This is a genomic window from Flavobacterium sp. 2755, assembly GCF_031455715.1.
Classification (GTDB): Bacteria; Bacteroidota; Bacteroidia; order Flavobacteriales; family Flavobacteriaceae; genus Flavobacterium.
Genome location: NZ_JAVDTG010000005.1, coordinates 190,565 through 215,272, shown reverse-complemented (window position 1 = coordinate 215,272; position 24,708 = coordinate 190,565). Strand labels below are relative to the sequence as shown.

Annotated in this window: 23 protein-coding genes; 8 read left to right on the top strand and 15 right to left on the bottom strand. The window is 31.8% G+C overall.

The annotated features are described in order from the left end of the window. Positions 1 to 80: 80 nt before the first annotated feature. Both J2Y38_RS13700 and J2Y38_RS13695 read right to left on the bottom strand, forming a co-directional pair. Complete coding sequence (locus J2Y38_RS13700; RefSeq protein WP_309843456.1) at positions 81 to 1,169, bottom strand: hypothetical protein; 1,089 nt, start codon at positions 1,167 to 1,169, stop codon at positions 81 to 83. A 65-nt stretch (positions 1,170 to 1,234) separates the two neighbouring features. Then, positions 1,235 to 2,794 (bottom strand): NAD(P)/FAD-dependent oxidoreductase, encoded by a 1,560-nt coding sequence (locus J2Y38_RS13695; RefSeq protein WP_232680829.1) that lies wholly within the window; start codon positions 2,792 to 2,794, stop codon positions 1,235 to 1,237. Positions 2,795 to 3,091: 297 nt separating this feature from the next. Here J2Y38_RS13695 and J2Y38_RS13690 point away from each other — a divergent pair, with 297 nt between their 5' ends. Then, positions 3,092 to 3,334 carry a hypothetical protein gene (locus J2Y38_RS13690; protein WP_309843454.1) on the top strand — a complete coding sequence of 81 codons (243 nt, stop codon included), beginning with the start codon at positions 3,092 to 3,094 and terminating at the stop codon, positions 3,332 to 3,334. A 120-nt stretch (positions 3,335 to 3,454) separates the two neighbouring features. Here the strand turns inward: J2Y38_RS13690 and recQ are convergent, their stop codons facing one another. Next, the gene (gene recQ / locus J2Y38_RS13685; protein WP_309843453.1) at positions 3,455 to 5,650 is read right to left on the bottom strand and encodes a DNA helicase RecQ; all 2,196 of its coding nucleotides are present in this window, start codon (positions 5,648 to 5,650) and stop codon (positions 3,455 to 3,457) included. Between the two features lie 88 nt (positions 5,651 to 5,738). On the opposite strand from recQ, the gene J2Y38_RS13680 reads away from it, so the two are divergent. From J2Y38_RS13680 to J2Y38_RS13660, 5 genes are all read left to right on the top strand, one after another. Further along, entirely contained in the window at positions 5,739 to 6,704 is a 966-nt protein-coding gene (locus tag J2Y38_RS13680; protein WP_309843451.1) for a KpsF/GutQ family sugar-phosphate isomerase, read from the top strand. Continuing rightward, complete coding sequence (gene tatC / locus J2Y38_RS13675; protein ID WP_309843449.1) at positions 6,704 to 7,522, top strand: twin-arginine translocase subunit TatC; 819 nt, start codon at positions 6,704 to 6,706, stop codon at positions 7,520 to 7,522. The genes J2Y38_RS13680 and tatC overlap by 1 nt, the downstream gene beginning before the upstream one ends. Then, on the top strand, positions 7,515 to 7,865 hold the full coding sequence (locus tag J2Y38_RS13670; protein WP_057124221.1) for a carboxymuconolactone decarboxylase family protein: 351 nt from the start codon (positions 7,515 to 7,517) through the stop codon (positions 7,863 to 7,865). The genes tatC and J2Y38_RS13670 overlap by 8 nt, the downstream gene beginning before the upstream one ends. Positions 7,866 to 7,955: 90 nt before the next feature. Further along, positions 7,956 to 8,696 carry an LPS export ABC transporter ATP-binding protein gene (lptB, locus tag J2Y38_RS13665; protein WP_053470913.1) on the top strand — a complete coding sequence of 247 codons (741 nt, stop codon included), beginning with the start codon at positions 7,956 to 7,958 and terminating at the stop codon, positions 8,694 to 8,696. A gap of 94 nt (positions 8,697 to 8,790) precedes the next feature. After that, a complete protein-coding gene (locus J2Y38_RS13660) occupies positions 8,791 to 9,012 on the top strand; it encodes a DUF5808 domain-containing protein (protein ID WP_180860828.1) in 222 nt (73 codons plus the stop codon). Positions 9,013 to 9,033: 21 nt separating this feature from the next. Here the strand turns inward: J2Y38_RS13660 and J2Y38_RS13655 are convergent, their stop codons facing one another. Then, entirely contained in the window at positions 9,034 to 9,888 is an 855-nt protein-coding gene (locus J2Y38_RS13655) for a glycoside hydrolase family 25 protein (protein WP_309843444.1), read from the bottom strand. A 10-nt stretch (positions 9,889 to 9,898) separates the two neighbouring features. Next, on the bottom strand, positions 9,899 to 10,612 hold the full coding sequence (locus tag J2Y38_RS13650) for a CDP-alcohol phosphatidyltransferase family protein (RefSeq protein ID WP_309843441.1): 714 nt from the start codon (positions 10,610 to 10,612) through the stop codon (positions 9,899 to 9,901). Between the two features lie 295 nt (positions 10,613 to 10,907). On the opposite strand from J2Y38_RS13650, the gene J2Y38_RS13645 reads away from it, so the two are divergent. Further along, positions 10,908 to 11,891, top strand: coding sequence for a PorV/PorQ family protein (locus J2Y38_RS13645; protein ID WP_053470940.1), 984 nt, complete (start codon positions 10,908 to 10,910; stop codon positions 11,889 to 11,891). A 23-nt stretch (positions 11,892 to 11,914) separates the two neighbouring features. Beyond that, on the top strand, positions 11,915 to 13,054 hold the full coding sequence (locus tag J2Y38_RS13640; protein WP_309843438.1) for a DUF4105 domain-containing protein: 1,140 nt from the start codon (positions 11,915 to 11,917) through the stop codon (positions 13,052 to 13,054). 2 nt (positions 13,055 to 13,056) lie between these two features. Here J2Y38_RS13640 and J2Y38_RS13635 read toward each other — a convergent pair whose 3' ends face one another. The 10 genes from J2Y38_RS13635 to J2Y38_RS13590 are packed head-to-tail and all read right to left on the bottom strand — an operon-like array spanning position 13,057 to position 24,678. Then, positions 13,057 to 14,451 carry an exopolysaccharide biosynthesis polyprenyl glycosylphosphotransferase gene (locus tag J2Y38_RS13635; protein ID WP_309843435.1) on the bottom strand — a complete coding sequence of 465 codons (1,395 nt, stop codon included), beginning with the start codon at positions 14,449 to 14,451 and terminating at the stop codon, positions 13,057 to 13,059. Between the two features lie 56 nt (positions 14,452 to 14,507). Beyond that, positions 14,508 to 15,857 (bottom strand): O-antigen ligase family protein, encoded by a 1,350-nt coding sequence (locus J2Y38_RS13630; protein ID WP_309843432.1) that lies wholly within the window; start codon positions 15,855 to 15,857, stop codon positions 14,508 to 14,510. Then, positions 15,857 to 16,933, bottom strand: coding sequence for a glycosyltransferase (locus J2Y38_RS13625; RefSeq protein ID WP_309843429.1), 1,077 nt, complete (start codon positions 16,931 to 16,933; stop codon positions 15,857 to 15,859). Before J2Y38_RS13625 ends, J2Y38_RS13630 begins: the two co-directional genes overlap by 1 nt. Continuing rightward, a complete protein-coding gene (locus J2Y38_RS13620; protein ID WP_309843427.1) occupies positions 16,930 to 18,045 on the bottom strand; it encodes a glycosyltransferase in 1,116 nt (371 codons plus the stop codon). The genes J2Y38_RS13625 and J2Y38_RS13620 overlap by 4 nt, the downstream gene beginning before the upstream one ends. Then, complete coding sequence (locus J2Y38_RS13615; protein ID WP_309843425.1) at positions 18,042 to 19,142, bottom strand: glycosyltransferase family 4 protein; 1,101 nt, start codon at positions 19,140 to 19,142, stop codon at positions 18,042 to 18,044. Before J2Y38_RS13615 ends, J2Y38_RS13620 begins: the two co-directional genes overlap by 4 nt. 21 nt (positions 19,143 to 19,163) lie before the next feature. Beyond that, the gene (locus J2Y38_RS13610; RefSeq protein WP_309843422.1) at positions 19,164 to 20,309 is read right to left on the bottom strand and encodes a glycosyltransferase family 4 protein; all 1,146 of its coding nucleotides are present in this window, start codon (positions 20,307 to 20,309) and stop codon (positions 19,164 to 19,166) included. Further along, on the bottom strand, positions 20,310 to 20,960 hold the full coding sequence (locus J2Y38_RS13605) for a CatB-related O-acetyltransferase (protein ID WP_309843419.1): 651 nt from the start codon (positions 20,958 to 20,960) through the stop codon (positions 20,310 to 20,312). Between the two features lie 11 nt (positions 20,961 to 20,971). Beyond that, positions 20,972 to 22,357 (bottom strand): UDP-glycosyltransferase, encoded by a 1,386-nt coding sequence (locus tag J2Y38_RS13600; RefSeq protein ID WP_309843416.1) that lies wholly within the window; start codon positions 22,355 to 22,357, stop codon positions 20,972 to 20,974. Positions 22,358 to 22,363: 6 nt separating this feature from the next. Continuing rightward, entirely contained in the window at positions 22,364 to 23,245 is an 882-nt protein-coding gene (locus J2Y38_RS13595; RefSeq protein ID WP_309843414.1) for a hypothetical protein, read from the bottom strand. Continuing rightward, a complete protein-coding gene (locus J2Y38_RS13590; RefSeq protein ID WP_309843413.1) occupies positions 23,245 to 24,678 on the bottom strand; it encodes an MBOAT family O-acyltransferase in 1,434 nt (477 codons plus the stop codon). The genes J2Y38_RS13595 and J2Y38_RS13590 overlap by 1 nt, the downstream gene beginning before the upstream one ends. Positions 24,679 to 24,708: the final 30 nt, after the last annotated feature.

The window sequence follows — 24,708 nt, the reverse complement described above, 5'->3', positions numbered from 1 at the left end:
CACTAGTAATTCGACAAAGATTGGCGACATTCTCTGCGGAGTTTCTTGTGTGATCCTTCCTTTCGTCAGGATGACAAATTCTACAATTTATCAATCTCAATTTTCGTCAATTCAGATAATTCTAAAATCCTGCTAACATCATCTTTATTGGCAATAAAAAATAAATAATTATCACCATTCGTATTATAACTCATCAATTCCAAACCATGCTTTTCTAAAGCGGATTGAATGTAAGGAAATAAATCATGGCTATAAGTCTCTTCTGGATATTCGAAATTTAAATCTTCACCAATCATTTCAGAAATGAAATATTCAGCATCTTCGGGATCAAATTTCCAGTCGCTGTTCCAGGCATTTACGCTTTCGAACAAATCATAATGTCCTTCAATAATTGTGTGATATTCATTAATATCTTTTTGATAATTTTTGAAAAGCTCTTTTGATTGTTTTTTTAGTTCTTTTTCTTCGATATTTTCTCTTGAAACTAATTTGATAAACTCCTCAAATGTTTCTATTGTAACTTCTTCATTTTCTATTAAATTTTCTGATGAAGGAAGTTCAACACTTTGTGGAATTTCGATATTTAAATACTGACAGATTCCCTGCAACACTATTTTAAAATCTTTAACTGCAATTTGCTGAGTTTCATTTTTAGGATTATTTATATCCAACAATTCAGCATCTAATAAACCTTTTGTATAATCTAAAAAATGACTGCCTGAATATAAAATTTTGAAATCGTTTGTTTCCAGACTATTTGTGCAGCAAAAGAAGATTATAAAGTTATTGACAACACGTTTCAAATATTTTTTTACTTCAGCACTTGGCTCTAAATAAATCTCAATATGTATAAAATCGTATTCTAAACCCTGTTCTATTGTTTCTTGGGAAAGAACTCCAATATCGATTTTTTTATAAAGTTCATTTAAAACCTCATAAGCATTATTAAAACCCGCTTTTTTAATCTCTGCCCTTCCTTCTTCATGATCGAGTGAACCGGGAAAATAATACAGATTGACCGAAACATTATCCTGAATTCCTTTTACTTTAAATTCAAGATTGGACTGCTCATTATATAAATACGAATAAATTGGATCTATAACGTCAAAAGAAATAATCGATTTTGGGTCATTATTTCTATTAAATAAATTGGAGAAAAAGTTTTTCATTGGGCATATAATTATTAAAACTAAATATATTACAAATTTTAATAATCAGAAAGCCAATCGACAAGTTACTTCAAAGATTCAGCAATCATTAAAGCACATTTTTCACCATCGATTGCTGCAGAGATAATTCCGCCGGCATAACCTGCTCCTTCTCCACACGGATACAATCCTTTTATTTGTAAATGCTCTAAAGTATAAGCATCTCTCGGAATTCTAACCGGTGACGAAGTTCTGCTTTCTGGCGCATGCAAAATGGCTTCGTTGGTCAAATAACCACGCATTGATTTTCCAAATTCCTTGAAACCTTCACGTAAAATCTGCGATAAAAATCCTGGAAAAACCTGTCCCATTTCAACCGAAGTTGTTCCCGGAACATAAGAAGTTTTTGGAATATCAGCCGAAACTTTATTTTGGGTAAAATCGATCATTCGTTGTGCCGGAACTTTTTGGGTTCTTCCTGCCAAATGCCAAGCTTTTTGTTCGATACTTTTTTGGAATTCAACCCCAGCCAAAGCACCAAATTTTGCAAAAGGCTTAAAATCTTCTAATTTCAATTCGATTACAATTCCTGAATTTGCCGTTGCCTGATCACGTTTAGATGGCGACCAGCCGTTTGTAACCACTTCACCCGGACTTGTCGCGCAAGGTGCAATTACTCCACCCGGACACATACAGAACGAGTACATTCCGCGTCCGTTTACTTGTTTTACAATTGAATAGGGTGCCGGAGGCAAATGTTCACCGCGATAATCACAGCTGTATTGAATACTATCAATTAATTCCTGTGAATGTTCTGCGCGAACTCCCAAAGCAAAAGGTTTTGCTTCGATTAAAATTTTCTTTTTATCCAGTAATTCAAAAATATCACGAGCCGAATGTCCGGTTGCTAAAATCAATTTATTAGCCAGAATCTTATCTCCGTTTTGAGTTACGATTCCTTCAACTTCATTATTTTTTACCAAAATATCAGTAACTCTGGTATCAAACAAAACCTGACCTCCAAACTCAATGATTTTATTTCGAATATCTTCAATGATTTTCGGAAGTTTATTTGTTCCGATATGTGGATGTGCTTCAACCAAAATATCTTCTGAAGCGCCAAAAGCTACTAAAAGTTCTAAAATTCTAGTTACATCGCCGCGTTTTTTAGAACGCGTATATAGTTTCCCATCGGAATAAGTTCCGGCTCCACCTTCTCCAAAACAGTAATTAGAATCTTCGTTTACGATATGTTCACGATTAATTGCTTTTAAATCACGTCGGCGTCCGCGAACATCTTTTCCGCGTTCGATTACAATTGGCTTTAAGCCTAATTCGATTAATTGCAAAGCAGCAAAAAGTCCGGCCGGGCCTGCACCAACCACAATTACTTCTTGGGCAGAAGAAACATCTTTATATAGAGGAAGTTCAATTTTAGTTTCCTGAAAAGCTTCTCCTTTTAAATATATAATAACTTTCAAATTGATTTTAATCGCTTTTTGACGCGCATCAATCGAACGTTTTAAAATGGTTATATGCTGAATTTCCTGCGGAGAAACTTTTATTTGTTTAGACAAATAATCTTTAAGCAGCGATTCGTTTGCTGCAATTTCCGGCGTTACCTGAAGTAAAAGTTCTCTTGGCATTGTATCTTTTTTATTCTATTAGCTTTTCTTTCTATGAAAAGAAGATGCAAAAGTACTATTTTGAAATGAGATTTTATCAATTGTAAAATTTGCCCACAGATTTACGCAGATATAAACAGATTTTATACTTAACATTTTTGTGATCTTTGTTCTTTTTTAACCACAAATTATTTGGATTAAAAAGATTTCTTCAAGAACAGTTAAAAAAAACTTAGAACCTTAGTATCTCAGAATCTTAGAACCTTTAAGAAAGACTTTGTACCTTTGCCACTCTGAACCTTTGCACCTTTAAAAATAATGTCTAGAAAAATAAAACTGATTTGGGATTTTCGTGGTCCAGCTTCTGCAAAAACTGCAGAACATCACGAAATTCACCTGAAAGAATATATCGCAATCGAAAAATTACCTTTGAATATTACAGGTTTTTCAATTCTGAATGATATGCATGCAACCGCTTTTATGGTTGTTACCGATGAAAATATGATTCAGGTAAGAGATGCTTTGAAACCGCATCGTGGGGAAGTTTATAGTGATCAGTAATCAGTTTTTTAGTGTTCAGAGAGTGCTAAAAAACTGATCATTGATACTTTTTTATAAATTGTTTCACTAACCTATTTTAGCATTCACTGAACACTAAAAACTGATTACTGAATACTTTCCTTAATTCGCTACTTCACTAATAAACTTAATACGCATTAATCGCAATTCGTCAATATCATAATCGCCGTCGAATTCTTTTAAAGCATCTTCGATTTTATCTGATTCTGACTCCATGAAATAATCGTGGATTTCTTCCTGCTGATCATCGTCTAGCATATCATCAATCCAATATTTGATATTTAATTTGGTTCCAGAATATACGATTTGCTCCATTTCTTTGATTAAAGCATCCATCGTTAAACCTTTCGCGGAAGCGATATCACTTAATGGCAATTTTCTATCGATATTTTGAATGATATATAATTTATTGGCAGAGTTTACTCCGGTAGATTTTACAACTAAATCGTCTGGACGAATGATATCGTTATCTTCAACATATCGGCTGATAAGCGTAACGAATTCACCTCCGTATTTTTTAGCTTTTCCTTCACCAACTCCGTGAATATTGTATAATTCGGTTAATGAAATTGGATATTTTAAAGCCATGTCTTCTAGAGAAGGATCCTGGAAAACAACAAATGGAGGAACGCCTAGTTTTTTGGCTACTTTTTTACGAAGTTCACGCAGCATTCCCATTAAAACTTCATCGGCTGTACCAGATGATTTTGCTGATGCTACAATTGCTTCGTCATCGGCTTCACTGTATTCATGATCTTCAGACATCATAAATGAAACCGGTTTTTTGATGAAATCTAAACCTTCCTGCGTAATTTTTATAACCCCGTATGTTTCGATGTCTTTAGATAAATATCCGGTTACGAGAACTTGTCTCAATAAAGCCATCCAGTATTTTTCGTCATGGTCGGAACCTGAACCAAAATAAGGTTGAATATCTGTTTTATGTGCTTTAATTACCGCATTGATTCGGCCAATTAAAGTAAACACAATTTCTTTTGATTTATAAATATGTTTCGTGTCGCGAACAATTTCAAGTAATTTGACAACTTGCTCTTTAGCTTCAATTTTATTTTTTGGGTTACGAACATTATCGTCCATATCAGCACCTTCTCCATTTTCGCTGTCGAATTCTTCTCCGAAATAATGCAGAAGGAATTTTCTGCGTGACATTGAGGTTTCGGCGTAAGCCACAACTTCCTGCAAAAGTGCAAAACCAATTTCCTGTTCGGCAACTGGTTTTCCAGACATGAATTTCTCCAGCTTTTCTACATCTTTATAAGAGTAGTAAGCTAAGCAATGTCCTTCTCCTCCATCACGACCGGCACGACCCGTTTCCTGATAATAACTTTCTAATGATTTTGGAATATCGTGGTGAATTACAAAACGAACGTCTGGTTTGTCGATTCCCATTCCGAAAGCGATTGTTGCCACAACGACATCTACATCTTCCATCAAAAACATATCCTGATGTTTTGCTCTCGTTTTGGCATCTAAACCTGCGTGATAAGGAACAGCGCTGATTCCGTTTACTTGTAAAACTTCGGCAATCGATTCTACTTTTTTACGGCTTAAGCAGTAAATAATTCCAGATTTGCCTTTATGTTGTTTGATAAACCGAATAATATCCGATTCGATATTTTTCGTTTTAGTACGTACTTCGTAATATAAATTTGGTCTGTTAAATGATGCTTTAAAAGTATTCGCATCAGACATGTCCAGATTTTTAAGAATATCTTCCTGAACTTTTGGGGTTGCAGTAGCGGTAAGTCCAATAATTGGTACTTTACCTAATTGTTTAATTATACTTCTCAGATTTCTGTATTCCGGCCTAAAATCATGTCCCCATTCTGAAATACAGTGTGCTTCGTCAATCGCAACAAAAGAAATTGGCACACTTTGCAAAAAGGCTACATATTCTTCTTTCGTTAAAGATTCGGGAGCAACATACAAGAGTTTGGTTAAACCAGAACTGATGTCTTTTTTTACTTGTGCAATTTCTGTTTTGGTAAGAGAGGAATTCAGCACATGTGCAATTCCGGTTTCTGAAGAAAGGCTTCGAATCGCATCTACTTGATTTTTCATCAAAGCAATTAAAGGAGAAACAACAATAGCTGTTCCGTCCTGAATTAAAGCGGGTAATTGATAACAAAGAGACTTACCGCCGCCCGTAGGCATAATTACGAAAGTATTCGTTTTACCTAAAATACTCGTAATGACTTGCTCCTGCAAGCCTTTAAATTGGCTAAAGCCGAAATACTTCTTTAATTCCTTGTGTATTTCAATTTCGTTTGAATTCATTCTTTATTTAAATGGATATTTTTGTATAAATTTGCAACACATAAAGATACAACTTTCTTTTATACATACAAATTTTAAATATTCTGTTTTGATCTCAAAAGAAAATATACTGGCAATCGCCAAAAAAACCATACTCTCTGAAAGTGAAGCAATTATAAAATTAATTGATTTTCTGGACGAAAATTTCTTCGAAGCAACACAACGTATTTACGAAACTAAAGGCCGATTGATCGTTACAGGTATAGGAAAAAGCGCCATAATTGCTCAAAAAATGGTGGCTACTTTTAACTCTACAGGAACACCTTCAATGTTTTTGCATGCTGCAGAAGCAATTCACGGTGATTTAGGAATGATACAAAATGACGATATCATTATCTGTATTTCAAAAAGCGGTAACAGTCCAGAGATTAAAGTTTTGGTTCCGTTATTAAAACGTTTTGGGAATACCTTAATTGCTATTACCGGAAATGTAACTTCTTTTCTGGCTAAAGGTTCTGATTATGTTTTAAACACAACAGTTGACACAGAAGCTTGTCCTATAAATTTAGCACCAACAAACAGCACAACAGCACAACTTGTAATGGGCGACGCTCTTGCAGTTTGTTTAATGGAAATGCGCGACTTTAAACCAGAGGATTTTGCGGTTTATCATCCGGGAGGTGCTTTAGGAAAAAAACTTTTGCTTCGTGTAAAAGATATGATCGAGCATTCGTTAAAACCAGCTGTTTCTCCAGATACTTCAATCAAAAAAGCAATTTTCGAAATTTCTGAAAAAAGATTAGGTGTAACTGCGGTAATTGAAGACAATAAAATTATCGGAATTATTACAGATGGAGACATCCGAAGAATGCTAAACGACGTAGATACTATTGCGGATTTAACTGCAAGAGATATTATGTCAAAAAATCCTAAATTAGTATCTTCAGAGACTATGGCAGTAGATGCCTTAAATATTTTAGAAGATTTTTCTATTACACAGCTTATAGTGGCTGACAACGGCGAGTACAAAGGAGTATTACATTTACATGACATTTTAAAAGAAGGAATCGTATAATGGCAAAGAAAAACCTTGGCGAGATGTCATTTTTAGACCATCTTGAAGAACTAAGATGGTTATTAGTTAGAAGTACAATTGCAATATGCATTATGGCATTTGTTACTTATTTTATCAGTGATTATTTATTTGATCAAATTATTTTAGGACCAACAAGACCTAGTTTTTTTACTTATGTCTGGTTTTGTGATTTATCACATCAATTAGGTTTTGCAGACAGTATTTGCATTACCAAACTAAACTTTATCATTCAGAATACTGAAATGGAAGGGCAAGTAAATATATTTGTCTGGATGTGTCTTTTGGCTGGATTTATTTTAAGTTTCCCTTATATTTTATGGGAACTTTGGAAATTTATCAGTCCTGCACTTTATGAGAAAGAAAGAAAAAATGCTAAAGTGTTTATATTCACTTCTTCACTACTTTTCTTTTTAGGAGTAATATTTGGTTATTATGTTGTAATCCCAATGTCTGTGAATTTCGTTGCCACTTTCTCTATTAGTGAAATGGTAATCAACCAGTTTACTTTAGACTCTTATATGGGAATGGTAAAAACGAGTATCCTTGCCAGCGGATTGTTTTTTGAACTTCCAATTATCATTTATTTCTTAACTAAATTAGGATTGGTAACTCCTGATTTTTTAAGAAAATATTGGAAATATGCTGTTGTAATTATCTTAATTATTGCTGCAATTGTGACTCCTCCAGATGTGGTGAGCCAGACTATTGTAGCAATACCAATGTTACTTATCTACGAAGTAAGTATCCTGATTTCAAGGATTGTTTATAGAAATAAATTAAAAGAAAGCAATGTCTGAATTAATTCAAGAATTTAACGACTATCGTTCTAAAATGAACGAAAAATTATTAGCTGACAATAACAAAATTGTAAAGCGAATTTTTAACCTTGACACTAATGCTTATGCAGAAGGAGCTCTTGATGTAAAAACAAAAGAACTTTTAGGTTTAGTTGCATCGACTGTTTTGCGTTGTGACGACTGTGTAAAATACCATTTAGAAACGAGTTATAAGGAAGGTGTTTCTAAAGAAGAAATGATGGAAGCAATGGGAATCGCAACACTTGTTGGAGGAACAATCGTAATCCCGCATTTAAGAAGAGCTTACGAATTCTGGGAAGCTTTAGAAGAAGCTGGGAAATAAATAATTGTTAATACGTTTAACTCTTGAATCGTTTATTCGTTAATTTGTACCGAATAAACGATTTATCGATTAAACGATTAAACTTAAAAAATGAAATTAAGAGCCGATAATTTAATAAAAACCTACAAAGGCCGAAGTGTTGTAAAAGGAATTTCTGTTGAAGTAAACCAAGGAGAAATCGTTGGGCTTTTGGGGCCAAATGGTGCCGGAAAAACAACTTCATTTTATATGATCGTAGGATTGGTAAAACCAAATTCAGGAAACATTTATCTTGATGATTTAAATATTACCGATTATCCTATGTACAAACGTGCACAGCAAGGAATTGGTTATTTGGCACAGGAAGCTTCTGTTTTTAGAAAATTAAGTATTGAGGACAATATTTTAAGTGTTTTACAATTAACTAAACTTTCTAAAGAGGAGCAGATTGCTAAAATGGAAAGTTTGATTGAGGAATTCAGTTTAGAACATATTCGCACGAACCGTGGCGATTTACTTTCTGGGGGTGAACGTCGTCGTACCGAAATTGCCCGTGCCTTGGCAACAGATCCAAAATTTATTTTATTGGATGAGCCTTTCGCCGGAGTTGACCCGGTTGCGGTTGAAGATATCCAAAGAATTGTAGCACAGTTAAAAAATAAAAATATCGGAATCCTGATTACAGATCACAACGTCCAGGAAACTTTAGCGATTACAGATAAAACATACTTAATGTTTGAGGGAGGAATCCTAAAAGCAGGAGTTCCTGAAGAATTGGTTGAAGATGAAATGGTTCGCCGTGTTTATCTTGGACAAAACTTCGAACTTCGTAAAAAGAAATTGGAGTTTTAAAAAACAGTGGTCAGTGTTCAGTTTTTTAAGTAATCAGTTTTGTTTTTTGACTGAACACTAAAAAACTGAACACTGATCACTAATCTAAAATACGATGAATTCAGAAAAACCAACTCAGGAAGATTACGACAATTGGCACAAAGATCCAAACAATTGGTATTTGTTCTGTTTTTACTATAACCCTAAAGACAGCAGATTATTTCCTCCTAAAAGAATACCATCTATGGGTTATACCATTAATTTTGCCAATCCTTTTTCTGCTTTAATTATTTTAGCCTTACTTTCAATAGCTGTACTGGGATTATTATCCAGATGATAATATCAGTCAAACTGAAAACTACTCCACAGTAATAAACTGCAGCTGTTCTAAATCGCCATTGTAAATATTGACATCAACACGATGTTTGATTCCCGGCAGAGAAGCTTTTTCTGTAAACTGCCAAAACAGCCAGTCATCTTCAATTTTTTCCCGGTAGAAATTGTAATTGGCAATCCAAAACAAATATTCTCCAAATTCTTCTTTTAAGAAATCTGAATAATATCTTTCTCCTGAATAAATTATTGGGCGCACCTGATAATGTTTTTCCACTTTAGTTAACCAACGCTTTAAACCTTTTTTTAAACTGTCCAGAGGCTGATTTTTTGGTAGTTTCTCTATATCTAAAACGGGAGGTAAATCGCCTTTTTGCAATTTTACGGTTTTAATAAAAAGATTGGCCTGCTCTATTGAGTTTTCATTTGGGCGATAATAATGATATGCACCGCGCATAATTTTATTTTCTTTAGCGCCTTCCCAATTACGTTTAAACTGAGCATCAACGCGATCGTTGCCGGCAGTTGCACGAATGAAAACAAATTGTACGGGATATTTTTCGTCCAAAATTTCAACTTCATCCCAATCGACTTTTCCTTGAAATTCAGACACATCAATTCCAACAACTTTTCCTTTGTGATTTTCGAGAACTCGAATATTTCTCACATCAGAAAGATGTTTGTCTACCTCATCTTCATCTAAAACTTTTTCTGATTTAAATCCTAAATAATAAGCCAGTCCCTTGCGGTAGTGATAAACAATTCCAATAAAAAGAAGCGCAAAGAGAATCAATAAAAGGGATCGAAAAAACCTGCTTAGAAATGACCTCCCTGCTGGTTTTCTTGAATATGTTTTACGATAAGTCGTTTTTCTTGCCATTCGAATAAAACTACTTTTTTTTCAAAAACAAATTATTTACGATTGATAGTAAAACGTAAAAAATGATGATTAATGGAACGGCTCCAAAATGGAATAATAAAAGTAAAACGAAGGAAATCAAAAGAAATACGATCTGTAAAGCATTATCTTTCAAATTAAACTTCTTCACTTTTAAAGAGAACAACGGGATTTCGGCATTCAAGATATAAGCACTGCATAAAGTGATCGCTAATAAAACATATTGGTTTGTCAGGATTTCAAGCAATAATAAAGAATCTGAAAACTTTAAAACTAAAGGAAGACTTAAAATAAAAAGAGAATTTGCCGGAGTTGGCAATCCTATAAATGAATCTGTCTGACGTGTATCAATATTGAAATTAGCTAAACGATAACAAGAACCTAAAGTCACGATAAATCCTAAAAACGGAATAAAAGCATTTGTTCCTAATTCGTGTGCGCTGTTTGTAAACAAACTGTACATTACATAACCCGGAGCTACTCCACTGGTTACCATATCGGCCAAAGAATCTAACTGCAAACCAAGCGGACTTGAAACTTTAAATAATCTGGCAAAAAAACCATCAAAAAAATCAAAAAAGATTCCTAAACAAACCATGTAAAAAGCCATTTCATAATTGGCTTCAGAAATAAAAACTATTGCAACGCAGCCACAAAAAAGATTAATTAACGTAATTAAATTCGGAATGTGTTTTTTGATATTCATATTTAGGTTTTGATAAATTTTGAATGACAAATTTCGCATAAATAAGCGACATTAATAGAAAAAATTTCTATTAAAATTCTAATCAGCAAAAAGCATTGTAAACATTCTTTCAATAAAAATTTAAGTTTTACAATAATTTGAATTAGATGCATAAAATATTATATTTTTGATGAAAATTAAAAACAGGCGTCAGTCTGCAAAAAATCAGCTTTTGAAAAAACTTTCTGCGTTTTTATTATTTTGGAGTTTTACTTCGCAATATGCACAAACCGTTCGAAAATATTCGAATGAGTTTATGAATATTGGTGTCGATGCAGCAGCGTTGGGAATGTCTAGTGCTGTGACTGCTTCTACAAATGATGTAAATGCTGTTTACTGGAATCCGGCTGGTTTAACACATCTGGAAGATCATCAAGTTTCGTTAATGCACGCCAGTTATTTTGCCAATATTGCTCAATATGACTTTATTGGGTATGCAAGTCCCATTGATGATCGAAGTGCGTGGGGAATTTCGATGATTCGTTTTGGTGTCGATGACATTATGGATACGACTCAATTAATCGACAGTCAGGGAAATATTGATTATAACAGAATTCGTTTATTTTCTACAGCCGATTATGGCTTTACTTTTTCATACGCGAGAAAACTTCCTGTTGAAGGGTTTCAATATGGAGTAAATGCAAAAATCATTCGAAGAGTAATTGGGAAATTTGCCAATTCATGGGGTTTTGGTTTTGATGTCGGGCTTCAGTTTGAACATAACGACTGGAAATTCGGATTAATGCTTCGCGATATTACAACAACTTACAATGTTTGGAATATTGATGAGGAAGAATATGCAAAAATTGCGAATGCGATTCCGGGAGAAAATAACGAATTACCAGAAAGCACCGAAATCACTTTACCAAAAGCACAATTAGGAGTTTCTAAAAAATTCGAATTTCATGATGATTACAGCCTTTTGGCAGCTGGAAATTTGAATATGCGTTTTGAACAGACAAACGATATTATTTCATCTAAAGTTGTGAGTATTGATCCTGCACTTGGTTTTGAATTTGGCTATACAGATATTGTTTTTTTAAGAGCCGGAGCGGGAAATTTTCAAAATGTGATGCAGTTAGACAATACTGAAAAATTAAGTTTTCAGCCTAATATTGGTCTTGGTTTTAAATACAAAGGCATTCAAATTGATTATGCTTTGACTGATTTAGGAAATCAAAGTGCGGCTTTGTATTCGAATATTTTCTCTATAAAAGTTGATCTTGGTATTTTTAGATAATAAACTTCTTAAAATTTTAAATTATGAAAAAAGTCCTTTTACAAAAAACACTTTTTAGTTTACTATTATTACTAAGTTTTACTATTGGCTTTAGCCAAAATATACCATTATCAAAATACGCTAAAATAAGTGTCATTACCTGCGGATTAGGAAATGAAACTTATTCTTATTTTGGACATACTGCCATTCGTGTTGCAGACCCAATTAACAATCTTGATATAGTTTATAATTATGGCGCTTTTGATTTTAGAACGCCAAATTTTGTTGCCAAATTTACAAAAGGCGACTTGCAGTATTTTGTAGTTGCTCATTCATTTACAGATTTCTTAAATGATTATACTTATGAAAAAAGAAGTGTTTTTGAGCAGGAATTACTTCTTTCCCCTGAATTAAAACAGAAGCTTTTTGACAAACTAAATACTGTTTTATTATCGGAAGAACGTTACTATACATATAAGTTTATTGATAAAAATTGTACATCGATGGTTGTTGATGTTATCAATTCAACTTTAAGCGGAAATGTAATTGTAAAAAAGAATGATACTGATAAAACTTATCGCTCTGTTTTGTTTCCTTATTTTAAAGGGCATTTTTATGATCAATTGGGAACAAGTATTATTTTTGGAACTAAAGTTGATCAATTGGCTACCAGAATTTTTCTGCCTTTTGACTTAAAAAATAGTTTAGATGAAACAACTTTTCAAGGTCATCTTTTAGCAGGAAAAAGCAAAACACTTTTAAGTTTTGAAAAAGAAACTCCATCTTCCTGGTGGAATAACATTTATACTTATTTGTTTATTTTAGGGTTTGTAGTTGTTGTACACAACAAAATTGTAGACAAAATCTATCTTTTGATTTTATCTTTAATGGGAATCTTTTTTGTTTCGGTTGGATTTTATTCTTTTCACCAAGAACTGGCAATGAATTATAACGTATTACTATTTAGTCCGCTTTTATTGCTTTTGATTTTCTTTTCGATTGCAAAGAACAAAAGATGGACTTATAGATTTGCTGTTTTACATTTAATATTTTTAGTTGTTTACAGCCTATTTATGATCAATAAGGCACATTTTTTAATTGTACTGCCAATGATCATTACAAGTGGTTTTGTTTTGGTAAGAGTTGTGATTCGAAATGTTAAACCTATACCAATAATAATCTAATTTTATTGGCCTCTGTAAAATAAAACAGTCGTAATTGTTTTAAAAGTAATACTTAAATCAAGGACAACGCTTCTATGTTTTATGTAGTATAGATCATACTGCAGTTTTATCAAACTTTCATCAATCGATTCTCCGTATGAATAATTTACCTGTGCCCAGCCGGTAAGTCCGGGTTTTATTACATGGCGAGTTTCGTAAAAAGGCATTACTCTGGCGATTTCCTCCACAAAAAATGGTCTTTCGGGTCTTGGGCCAATTACAGCCATATCTCCTTTTAAAATATTAAAAAACTGTGGTAATTCGTCTATTCTGGATTTACGCATGAATTTGCCAAAGGGAGTAATTCTTTTATCATTAAAAACGGCAAAAACAGCACCATTTGTTTCAGAAGCTTCAATCATAGTTCTGAATTTATAAATCTTAAAAACATTACCATTTTTTCCAACGCGGTCTTGTGTATAAAAAAGACTGCCTTTGTTTCCGATAAGATTTGCAATAAAAATAAAGGGAATGAAAACCGTGCAGATTATTAAACCCGTTAAAGAGAACAACAGCTCTATAAAACGTATTAAAAACAAATACAATTTATTGTTATTGCTGCGACTGAAAGGAAAAAAACGATAAAAATCCCGAGCTATATAATGTACAGGAATACGCTGTGTTTTACTTTCGTAAACTTGTGTATATTCCCGAATTACATTTCCGGATTCTAGTAAGTGAAGTAATTGCTGGTATAAATCGGCAGTGATTCCATCTGTTTTTTGAGAAGCAATCACAATTTCAGAAACGCTGTTTTTGACTACAAAATCTTCTAATTCACTTTTATCAATTTCTTTTACATAGTGAAATTCGGAATTTTCTTTAGAAAGAGAATCAGAATTAACAAACCCAATAATTTTATAATGTGGATCAACATTTTCTAATCCTAATACCAATTCTTCTACCTCACCCTGATCGCATATTAAAACTACATTTTGAGAAAAACGATGCGATGCTAAAAACAATGCATAAAAGAAACGCCACATTAATACAACCAGCAATATTGTTAAATAAAAAATCAATATTATCAATCGCTGCTTTGGGAGTTCCGGCGATAAAATAGGTGTAAGCAGATATGCCAGAACTGTTGTAGAAACCGAAAGGACAACGCTTTTGAGTATTTGAAACTGATTGCTTGCGACCTGTAAATTATACATTTCGAAAATTGTTCCAAAAATGAACAAATAACCAACAAGTATAATGGGTCTGTAAATAATTTCTATTTCTAAAGCGAAATAGCGATAGTCAAAAAAGAAACTTAAAAAATATAATGCAGACAAAACGAAAATAGCATCAAAAGCAAAAAGCAAAACTTTTCGTTCTGAAATTTCAAAATGCATTTTATTAGTTGAACGCATATTATGGTAGGTTTAGGGGCTTAAACTTGGGGCAAATGTATTATAAAAAACGACATTTACTTTAGGTTATTACTTGTTTTTTCAGGAATTTTTATCTGAACAGAAAGCAGCATCATTGCATATACAAAAGCTGGGGCTGCGATTCGCATTGCTGCATGATTTATTGTTAAAAGCCAAAAAACAAAAAAAGACAAAAAATACAAATGCTGTCTGTTATTAATATAAAGTATAAAAGGAGGTATAAAAAGTAATAAAAGTCCAAAAATACCAAAAATACCATGCTCGCTAAGCATTCTGGATATTTCATTGTGTGATGCAACAGCCTGACCTAAAGATTCTTCACGCAATTTTTTACCAATTCCTGCACCCACACCTAAAACAGGATTATCTAAAAAAAGTTTTAAATCAGCATCCATAATAGCTTCTCTTCCTCCTAATCTATCTTTTTTCACACGTCCTTTTGCATCCTGATTTGCGTAACGTTTTTCGATAAGTCCTCTTGTCTGCAATGAACTATATACCCAGGTTCCAACGCCCATAGATCCGATCAAAACAAAGATCAAAATAAACTTCTTTTTTGCTCTTGCATTTGAAAAATAATACAAAAAAAGAAGTGAAAATCCAATCATCACTGCGCCCGTTATAACTCCTCCTCTGGAAAAAGTTACAATCCCTCTATAACTAATAAAAATTAATATTAGAATATTCAATAAAACAATTCTTTTTGATTTTGAAAACAATATCAATTGCGTAAAAAAGATAAACATTCCTAAACCTAGTATAGTCGAAACCTGATTAGGGCCAAATCCTCCTGAAGTTTCAAAATTAGAACTAGTTCCCGTTACTACATCTTTTACGCTGGGATTATATAAGAAAAGATAAATTACAGTTGTAATTATAGGCATTCCCATTGTAGTCAAGATATTTTGTAAATCTGTAAACAGGATTCTTCTTTTATACATATATATAGAAGAAATTGCAAGACAAAATGGGCCAGACAAATTAAAAACTAAGGCTTTTTTAATATCTGTATTCACATCAGCTTCAGTAAGTGCTATAAAAATCCCTGGTATTAAAAAAATAATAAACAGAACATAAATTAAAGCATTTATAGAAAAATTGCTATAAATCATGCCCAAAAACATAAAAATAATTACGCAAAGTTTTATGTATTCATTATTTAAATTACCTCCTGTCATTCGCAAAAAAACCTCAGCGCCAACCAAATATGCTGCGACAAAAAGTACTTCGTTATTTCTGTTTTTATTACGGCTAACAATATAAAGTCCTACAACAGGAATTAAAAGTGCATAAATTTTTGACAAAAAAGGAATTGCAAAAACTGCCAATGCAATTACAGCATGAATTAAAATTAGAAAACTATAAGATAAGGAAAGTTTTTTCATTATTTTAATCTTTTATATTCAGACACTAATTTCTCGATTACAACTTTTTCTGAATAATTCTTTATAACTGATATTCTAAAATTATCTGCCGCCGTTTTTCTAAACTCTTCTTCTTTTATCATTTTTTCTAATTGAACTTTCAACTCAAAATCATTAAAAGGACTAAATACTAATCCTGTTATTTCATGTTGAATAATCTCTGCACAAAAACCAACATTTGTTGAAACAACTCCCAAATTGCTCATTGCATACTCTAATAATGCAACCGGGAATCCTTCTTCTGTAGAAGCTAAAACTCCTATAGATGCTTGAGATAAAATATGTTTAACATCTTTTCTTTCTCCATACAAATGTATATGCTTTTCTAATTCATTATTCTTTATAAAAATTTTTAACGAATTTGAATATTCATCTAAATAATCTCTTCCTATTAAATGCAGTGTCCAATCTGAGTTTTGTAATTTTAAATCTTGAAAAGCTTTTAAAATTAAAATATGATTTTTAGGGTTTTTCAAATTTGCCAAAACAACAATTCGTTTTCCTTCTGTGCCTTTCAAATTTGTAATTTGATTATCATCCTTTTCTTCTATAGTAAAATTAGGTATAAAAACTACTTTTTTACATAGCATTGTTTTCTGACTCCAGTTTCTTAATTGATAATTAACTACAAAAATGGATGAAAAAAAAACAGATAAAAAAATTAAAACTTTATTTTGTTTCCATGATTCATTAACACGACTTCCGTAATGATCGTGCCATACAATTTTAATTTTAACAAAGGTTAATTTGACTAAAACAGCAGTAAAAAAAGAAGAACTATGAGCGTGAATAATAGTAACTTTATTTTCAAGTATATACCTTCTTAGTTTAAGAATCGCTTTAAGATCAATTTTTCTCTTTTTGTTTAAAAACAAATAGGAAACATTTTCACTTATTTGATGGATTAACTCTCCTTCTTTTCTTGTGGCAACTAAGCCGGAAAAAGTTATTTCTTTTGAAAGTGCATTTGCATAATTAACAGCCATTCGTTCTGCCCCGCCAGATTCTAAAGAATCTATTAATTGTAGTATTCTCATTTTTCTAACAGCTTTTTAATTTCAAGTTCAAAAATTTCTGTTGTGTAATATTGAGACCAATCAGCAGCATTTTTACTAAGTGCTAAGAAATTATTTTCGTTTAAAACATCATTAATTTGACTTATATCTTTCTCTAAATCCATTTCCAGCATAAGACCTCTTTTTCCATTATCAAGCATATATGGAATGCATGAAACTTTTGTAGCTGCGGGAACGCAGCCCCAAAACATTCCTTCTGCAAGTGCTTTTGGCCATCCTTCGCTTTTAGAAGGCAGGATCACGAAATGACTTTCCTGATATGCGGTTTTTACTATTTCTTTTGTTTGATTCCCTTTTAGAAAAATGATGCTGTCAAGTTTATTATTAGTTATATATTGCTGCAAAACATTTCTTTCAACACCATCTCCATATAAATTTAAAATAACGCTTTTTCCTTTTTTAGCTAATCCTTCAACTATGTTTACTGCATACATTGGATTTTTTCCTGAGACTAAACTTCCGACAAAAATAAATTTTATATTGGGATCTAATGACGGCTTTTCTGGTTGAATTTTCTCCAATTCAGAATAAGTTGCTGTAAAAAAAGATTTAATATTTTTAGATTGTTTATCCCAGTCACCATACACTAAAACCGTCATGTTTTTGGTTAAAAAAGTATTATTTAAAATACGTTTTTGCAATTTATAAGTCCAAGGCTGTTTACTTTTGGGATCCCAATTTCCAGCATATTTTGCAGTTTTTATTTTTCCGGGAAATAATATCTGAACAAAACAGCCTAGTAAACCCATATTTCCAGGGCATCTTAAGTGAATATGATCTGCGTTTTTCATTGCCCAAAATATGCTCCAAAGAATTACTGGAATTTTAACTATTGAGAATAATATATTCTTAAAACTGGTAAAGCTAAAATCTGATACTTTTCTAAATTCAATTTGGTTATGAACATAAGCAATGTCGATGTCTGTTGGATTGGCTCTAATTAATGGGGCAACTATTATTACTTTATCTACATATTTAAACCAAATATTCATTTCACGCACATAAGGTGCGTAACCAAAAAATTGCCCGCTATTTTCAACATGATTAACATTGGTAATAATTGCAAATTTCATTTCAATATTTCTTTAGAAAAATTAGAACAATATTTTTCTATACTAAATTTATCTAAGTAAGTTTTTCTAGCATCAACAGCCATTTTGGGCTGGTTAATAAAACCATCTTCGACTCTTTTAAATAATAATTTTATGGATTCAACAGTTGCATCAAATTTGAAACATTCCTTCCCGTCTTCCAGGTAATAAGTTAAGCCGGTTGTATTTGATATTAACAAAGGCGTATTATTCATCATAGATTCTAATCCAACTGTAGGCAGGTTATCAATTTTTGATGGTATTATTGCGAAGTGACTATTTTGAAGATATTGATCAATCTCAGTATATTTTAGTGCGCCAAAATATCTGATTGAATTTTCGTCTTTGATTAATTCCTTAATTTCTAATTCTAATCCCCCGTTTCCGGCAATATTCAAAATAATCTTCGAAGACTGATTCTCTTTCTTATAAATTTTAAATGCTTCAATTAATTCTATTATTCCCTTTGAGTGAGCGAGCCTTCCTAAAAAAGAAACAATAATCGCATTTCCATCAATAGTTTTTGAGTTCAAAAACCTATCCTTCATGGGATTTAAAACAACTAATCCTTTTTTAGAATGATAGCTTTTTTCAAAATCCGTTTTAGCCAATTCTGAAGGACAAATTACTACATCACAAAACAGTTTATAGAATACTTTCTTTCTGAGAAATAAAATATCTTTTTTTAATTTCATTTTTTTATTATCTAACTCAATTTGTTCCATTAGAGTATGATAATAAGCAAATGTTCGGGTTTTATTTAATGATAATAATTTTGATATCCCAATAGTAATATTGGCTCCAACAAAGTGACCAATTACCACATCAGGCTTGTATTTAAAATATAATTTGGAGAACCATATCGCATCTTTCAATGAAGTTGGCCGCTTTTCAGATGGCCAAGAAAAGATTATTATTTCTCCTTTTTCTTTTTTGATTATTTCTGTTTCAGAGAAATAAGGTCTGTAAGAAATAAAAACAACTCTATTACCAAGATCTGCCAAATAATTAGCTAATGAAAAACTAATTACGGCAAATGAATTTTCATTGTAATTATGAGCTATTAAAACGGTTTTCATAAACCTAATTTATTTAATGTATTAAGTGATTATAGATTTGAAGAAATCAACATTTTGCTTAAAAATATGTTCTAACGCATATTTTTGAAGTACAAATTCCCTTGCCTTTTTTCCAATTGTTTTGGCTTCTTGTTCATTCAAAAGAAACCAAATAATTTTTTCAGCAATATCTTCAGGACTATGTGGATCGCATAATAATCCTGTTCTATAATCTTCAATAGCTTCCGGGCCTGGGCCTAATTTTGTAAAAACGACTGCTTTTTCCATCGCCATAGCTTCTGGAGCAACTAATCCCTGCGTTTCCATATGAGAAGGAAATACACAAATTACTCCTTCAGAATATGCCTGTGGAATATTAGAATAAGAAACTGCTCCGTGAAACTGAATGCCTTTTGCCTGTTCTTTTAGCTTTGGCAATTCCTTCTCTTTTAACATTTTTATATATGATGTGCCGTCTGGAAAAAACCAATCTCTTCCATAAATTTCCAGTGTGGCATCAGGAAATTCTTTTTTCACAAAGGGAAAAGCCTGAATTAATTGACGTATTCCTTTTTTCTCACAAACTGTTCCTGCAAAGACAATTTTGTTTTGAATTTCATTTTTACCAATTGGTTTAAAGAAATCAGTATCAATGGGGTTGCTTATGTATGCTATTGGTTTATTATTATAACTTAAATATTTCTCCGTATGGTTTTTTACATATTGAGAAACTGCAATAAAAGCATCGGCTTTCTTAAAAGATCTTTTTTCCTGAAACCCTTTCCATTTATTAATTTTTCTGTTTTCGCCTTCAGCAAAAAAATGGTGTCCTCCATGAAGACGAATAATGTATTTTATATCTTTTATTTTCGATATGAAAGCAAAACCCAATTCAGAAGATTCTATAATTTTTATAGGGTTCTGTTTGTGAATTTCAATAATTTTTTGGGTTATTGCTTTTGAGTTGAAATACCATGAAAATCCTTTGACAGTACTTTTCTTCAGTCGATAAACATTGACTCCTTCCACAACTTCTGTTTCCTCGCTTGAGGTGTAATTAATGCCAATAACAGATACCTGAATATCTTTTTTTACTAATGCTGCAGCCAGTGTTTTAACAAAACTGCCAATTCCGCCATGTGGAAATCCTTGTTTTGGAAATTCGTTAGTTAGGAAACAAATATGCATTTATGAATGTTTTTTAATAAACTCCTCTATTGAAAGATAGAAGTCATTTACAGTTTGTTTTACCTTTTCATCTGACCAATCCCACCAGCTAATTTTATTCAAAGCATCAATAATTTCCGGGTTGTGTTTGTATTTGATTATTTTGGCCGGAACGCCCGCAGCAATTGCATAATCCGGAATATCATTTGAAACGACAGCTCCAGACATGATTGTAACTCCATTTCCAATTTTCACACCTGGTAAGATTGTCGCGTTCATTCCAATCCAAACGTCATTTCCTATTATTATACCAGCCTTCTTAGCTGTTATTTTTTCATTTATGTCACTGACTTTGTAAGTTATTTTGTTGATTATTACTTCATCATTTTTCTCCAAAATTTGATGAAACAAAGGAAATGAAGTAACTTCACTTTCTGTGTGAAAGCCAGAGTCGCAAATGAAATTTACATCATTTGCTATGGAACAGTATTTACCAATTTTTAAGCTCGAATCATTATACCATTTCCAGACAAAAGCGCCATTATCGTAAGTTTTATTTCCAACAACTGCCCACTTTGCATCTTTTAAATAGATATTATTTTTACCTTTTAAATAATTATAGTAATTAATTCCCAAAAGGCACCATAACAGTTTTCTAATATATAGAATCATGAGCTTTCTTTTTAAGTGTTTTTTATAACATTTGAAATTTTAGAAATAATATTGTTTTCTTTTCCAGCAACAATTTCATACCAGTTTTTTAGAGGAGCTATTGAGTTCCAATTTTTTTTATCGATAATTTTATCAATAATCTCTTCTTTACTGTTGAGCCAAAGTACTGCATTAGTATCTGGCATGCTCTTAAAATGCTGAAATTGGTAAATTGTTTTTACTGACCAGTTTTTATCATTTTGATTCTGTTGGTCATAATTAATAAAAACGCAAGGTTTATTAAACTTCCCAAAATCAAAAGCCATCGTTGATCCTACATTTACTACTATCTCAGAATAAAATACTGTGCTTACTAATAATTTAACATCTTCAAAAGTTGGATAAACCGTGTTCCATTCTTTTGATTTACTGAAATACCATAAAGGCGGTGCTTCTTTGATTAAATCTTTATGTTGCTTTATAATTGCATCAAACCTTCCTGAAAAATCAACTGGACATCTTCTTAATAGAATTTGATATTCGTTCTGTAAATTTGCTCTAATAATCTCATCGGCAATATCTTTTAGATATGCAGGATCATCTGGAGAGGTTTTGGTATCATCACCAGAAAAACAGATAATTTTTTTATTTAAATCTAAATTGTATTTCTCGTAGAAAGTGTTTTTATCTATTATATTATCTGGGTTATTATAAAATTCAAACTGCGGAGTTCCCGTAACATGAATATCTTCTGATGGAATTTCAGGATAATATAATTTTAATTCATCCTTCATATAATCAGACCACACTAAGTAATTGTTTGCCCTTAGTGCTAATCTTGCTTTTGGTAAATTATCCCAGGAATAAATTACGGTGCTTGTTTTAATTCCTAAATCGGCGGCGGCGGCAAAAACAGGAGCTGCGCTTAAAGCTCTTTGATGCGAACAAAAAACATGATTAATTTGTCTGTCTTTTAAAAGATTTATTACTTCATTGTAAAATGGATTTTTACGAATTGCTTTTTGATACCTTTTTTCCAGTTTCAAAATGCTCGAATATTTTTTTAAAAAGACAGATGATACTTCAATTGCTTTGTAAAATATCTTTTTGGACAATCCCTTTTGGTTCCAATTCCAATTAGTCAGTAAACTTGGATTATTGACTTTAGAATTATTATAATATAATCTCGAAAGGCAGATTAATTCTCTTAAAAATTTCTCTTTAACAGATTCTTTATAATTGGGAATTAAAATCTCTTCATTAATTGGAGTACTTTCTTTTATTGCCGTTATAGTTTCCGGATCGAAATTATGGAACAGAACTATATCTTCTTCTAAATTATCAAAAACATTAGAGTAAAGATAATTTCTAATACCAACGCCATCTGGAAACAGCAATGCAATTCTATTTTTCTCCATTGAAAATTATTTTTTAAAAAAATCTTTTAAAATTCTGGCAGTAAACATTTTTGCCCCAGTATCTGTCATATGTCCGCAAGATGAAAAGTATTTATTTTCAACTACTACATTTTCATAATTATAAATTTCAGGATATGCTTTTTTTACCTTTTCAAAATAATTCATTCCAACAACATTTTCGCACATTGGCGTCATGACCGGAATAAAATTAATATTGTGAATTTTACAGATATTTTTAATTTCCTCGTAATATTTGTTATGCGCCAATGGTTTTAAATTGACAATATTATTTTTCATATTGCCATTTTTATGTTTTACAAGCGGGTAATATCCTAAATTATCTAACGCATTTGTCTTTTCATCTTTTAGGATTTTAAAAATTTCTCTAAAACCAATTTTTCCATCATATTTGATATATCTATAAAATGGAATATAATACAATTCATTAAAGTCAGCTTCATTTGAAAAATGATCTTTTATAACTTCTGAATTATGAATATAAGGCAAGAATTTTGCAGAAACTCCTTCGGACTGATGATCGTTTGAAAGATTTAAATCGGCTTCCAGAATAACATTTTTAATTTCATAATTTCTTTCGATCATTAGCTTTAACATTAATGAAGCTTCAAATAAATGTCCGCCACTCATTCCGTAATTAAACGTTTTGAGTCCTTTATCTTCAAACATTTGAGCTACAAAATGATTATTTGCCCTGGAAGAGCCCAAAATAACAACATCGTATTTCTGAGCTTTTGAATTAAAAACTTTTTCAATTTTTCCTCTATTCCCAGACTGCATAAAAATATATGTATACAATCCGTCTAGTAGAAATGCTATAATTACAGTTACTAAAATAATTTTAGCGATATAGATTAAAAACTTCTTCATTAAAATTGAAAATATATAAATTCTTTATAATCTGAAAAAGTTCCAAAAGCCATAATAGCTAAGATTGCCAAAGCTACTTTTAAAGTGCTACATTTTCCAGAAAGCGGTTCTACTTTACTACGATTATTCCATTCGATTAAAACAAATATTCCAATCATAAGTAACAATTCGTAACTATAACGTTCGTTATCTAAATACTGAAAACTAAAATCTTTGCTGGTAATAATTCTTTTTAAATACGAAACAGCATCTGTAATAGTTCTAGCCCTAAAAAATACCCAGGCAATACAGGTTAATAAAAATGTGTAAAGTATACTTAATAGTACTTTAAAAGAATCGAAATTAAACTTCAATTTAAAGGCGTCTATATTATTTCGGTTGCTGTTTGAAAGAAGTAACGGTAAGAAATAAACTGCATTTATGAATCCCCAGACAATATAGGTCCAATTGGCTCCATGCCAAAAGCCGCTTACAACAAAAATGATGAATGTATTTCTGATTTTCATCCAAAGTCCGCCTTTACTTCCTCCTAACGGAATATATAAATAATCCCGAAACCAAGACGAAAGTGAAATATGCCAGCGGCGCCAAAACTCTGCTATATCTCTTGAAAAATAGGGATAATTGAAGTTTCGTAATAAATCCAAACCAAACAATTTTGAAACTCCAAGTGCAATATCTGAATATCCTGAAAAGTCTCCATAAATTTGAAAAGCAAAATATATGGCTCCCAAAATAAGTGAGAAGGAATTCATTGAAGTATAATTATCAAAAATAGCATTGGCATAAGTTGCGCACGTATCTGCAATAATTACCTTTTTTACTAAACCCCAAATAATTTGATAAACTCCTTGTTTTGCATTTTCTAAATCAAATTCGCGTTTAACTTTTATCTCTGGAAGTAAATGTGTTGCTCTTTCAATTGGGCCTGCAACGAGTAATGGAAAGTAACTTACAAATAAAGAATAGTCTACAAAATTATATTCGGCTTTTATCCTTTTAAAATAGATATCTATTACATAAGAAAGTCCGTGGAAAGTGTAAAATGAAATTCCGACAGGCAAGATGACCTCTAATAATAATGGGCTTGCTTTTAGCCCAGCTGAATTTAATAATTCAGAGAATGAGGCTGCAAAAAAGTTATAATATTTAAATATTCCTAAAAAACCCAGATTGACCAGAATGCTTAACCAAAACCAAAATTTCCGGCTTTTTTCTGATTTTCCTTTTTCAATTTGAATTCCTGTATAATAATCCAGAAATGTTGAGAAAACTAACAAAAATAAAAATCTCCAATCCCAACAGGAATAGAAGTAATAGCTGGCAATAATTAATAAAGCATTTTGCGTGCTTTTGTTTTTATTAAAAACAAACCAATACAAGAAAAAAACGATTGGTAAAAAGATAGCAAACGCTATAGAATTAAAAAACATAAGTGTTTAAAGTGGTATTAGTAAAAAAGA

Bases quoted from the DNA above. Each gene is read 5' to 3' on its own strand.
- J2Y38_RS13700 (WP_309843456.1), bottom strand. From the start codon at position 1,169: ATGAAAAACTTTTTCTCCAATTTATTTAATAGAAATAATGACCCAAAA.
- J2Y38_RS13695 (WP_232680829.1), bottom strand. From the start codon at position 2,794: ATGCCAAGAGAACTTTTACTTCAGGTAACGCCGGAAATTGCAGCAAAC.
- J2Y38_RS13690 (WP_309843454.1), top strand. From the start codon at position 3,092: ATGTCTAGAAAAATAAAACTGATTTGGGATTTTCGTGGTCCAGCTTCT.
- recQ (WP_309843453.1), bottom strand. From the start codon at position 5,650: ATGAATTCAAACGAAATTGAAATACACAAGGAATTAAAGAAGTATTTC.
- tatC (WP_309843449.1), top strand. From the start codon at position 6,704: ATGGCAAAGAAAAACCTTGGCGAGATGTCATTTTTAGACCATCTTGAA.
- J2Y38_RS13670 (WP_057124221.1), top strand. From the start codon at position 7,515: ATGTCTGAATTAATTCAAGAATTTAACGACTATCGTTCTAAAATGAAC.
- lptB (WP_053470913.1), top strand. From the start codon at position 7,956: ATGAAATTAAGAGCCGATAATTTAATAAAAACCTACAAAGGCCGAAGT.
- J2Y38_RS13660 (WP_180860828.1), top strand. From the start codon at position 8,791: ATGAATTCAGAAAAACCAACTCAGGAAGATTACGACAATTGGCACAAA.
- J2Y38_RS13655 (WP_309843444.1), bottom strand. From the start codon at position 9,888: ATGGCAAGAAAAACGACTTATCGTAAAACATATTCAAGAAAACCAGCA.
- J2Y38_RS13650 (WP_309843441.1), bottom strand. From the start codon at position 10,612: ATGAATATCAAAAAACACATTCCGAATTTAATTACGTTAATTAATCTT.
- J2Y38_RS13645 (WP_053470940.1), top strand. From the start codon at position 10,908: ATGAATATTGGTGTCGATGCAGCAGCGTTGGGAATGTCTAGTGCTGTG.
- J2Y38_RS13640 (WP_309843438.1), top strand. From the start codon at position 11,915: ATGAAAAAAGTCCTTTTACAAAAAACACTTTTTAGTTTACTATTATTA.
- J2Y38_RS13635 (WP_309843435.1), bottom strand. From the start codon at position 14,451: ATGCGTTCAACTAATAAAATGCATTTTGAAATTTCAGAACGAAAAGTT.
- J2Y38_RS13630 (WP_309843432.1), bottom strand. From the start codon at position 15,857: ATGAAAAAACTTTCCTTATCTTATAGTTTTCTAATTTTAATTCATGCT.
- J2Y38_RS13625 (WP_309843429.1), bottom strand. From the start codon at position 16,933: ATGAGAATACTACAATTAATAGATTCTTTAGAATCTGGCGGGGCAGAA.
- J2Y38_RS13620 (WP_309843427.1), bottom strand. From the start codon at position 18,045: ATGAAATTTGCAATTATTACCAATGTTAATCATGTTGAAAATAGCGGG.
- J2Y38_RS13615 (WP_309843425.1), bottom strand. From the start codon at position 19,142: ATGAAAACCGTTTTAATAGCTCATAATTACAATGAAAATTCATTTGCC.
- J2Y38_RS13610 (WP_309843422.1), bottom strand. From the start codon at position 20,309: ATGCATATTTGTTTCCTAACTAACGAATTTCCAAAACAAGGATTTCCA.
- J2Y38_RS13605 (WP_309843419.1), bottom strand. From the start codon at position 20,960: ATGATTCTATATATTAGAAAACTGTTATGGTGCCTTTTGGGAATTAAT.
- J2Y38_RS13600 (WP_309843416.1), bottom strand. From the start codon at position 22,357: ATGGAGAAAAATAGAATTGCATTGCTGTTTCCAGATGGCGTTGGTATT.
- J2Y38_RS13595 (WP_309843414.1), bottom strand. From the start codon at position 23,245: ATGAAGAAGTTTTTAATCTATATCGCTAAAATTATTTTAGTAACTGTA.
- J2Y38_RS13590 (WP_309843413.1), bottom strand. From the start codon at position 24,678: ATGTTTTTTAATTCTATAGCGTTTGCTATCTTTTTACCAATCGTTTTT.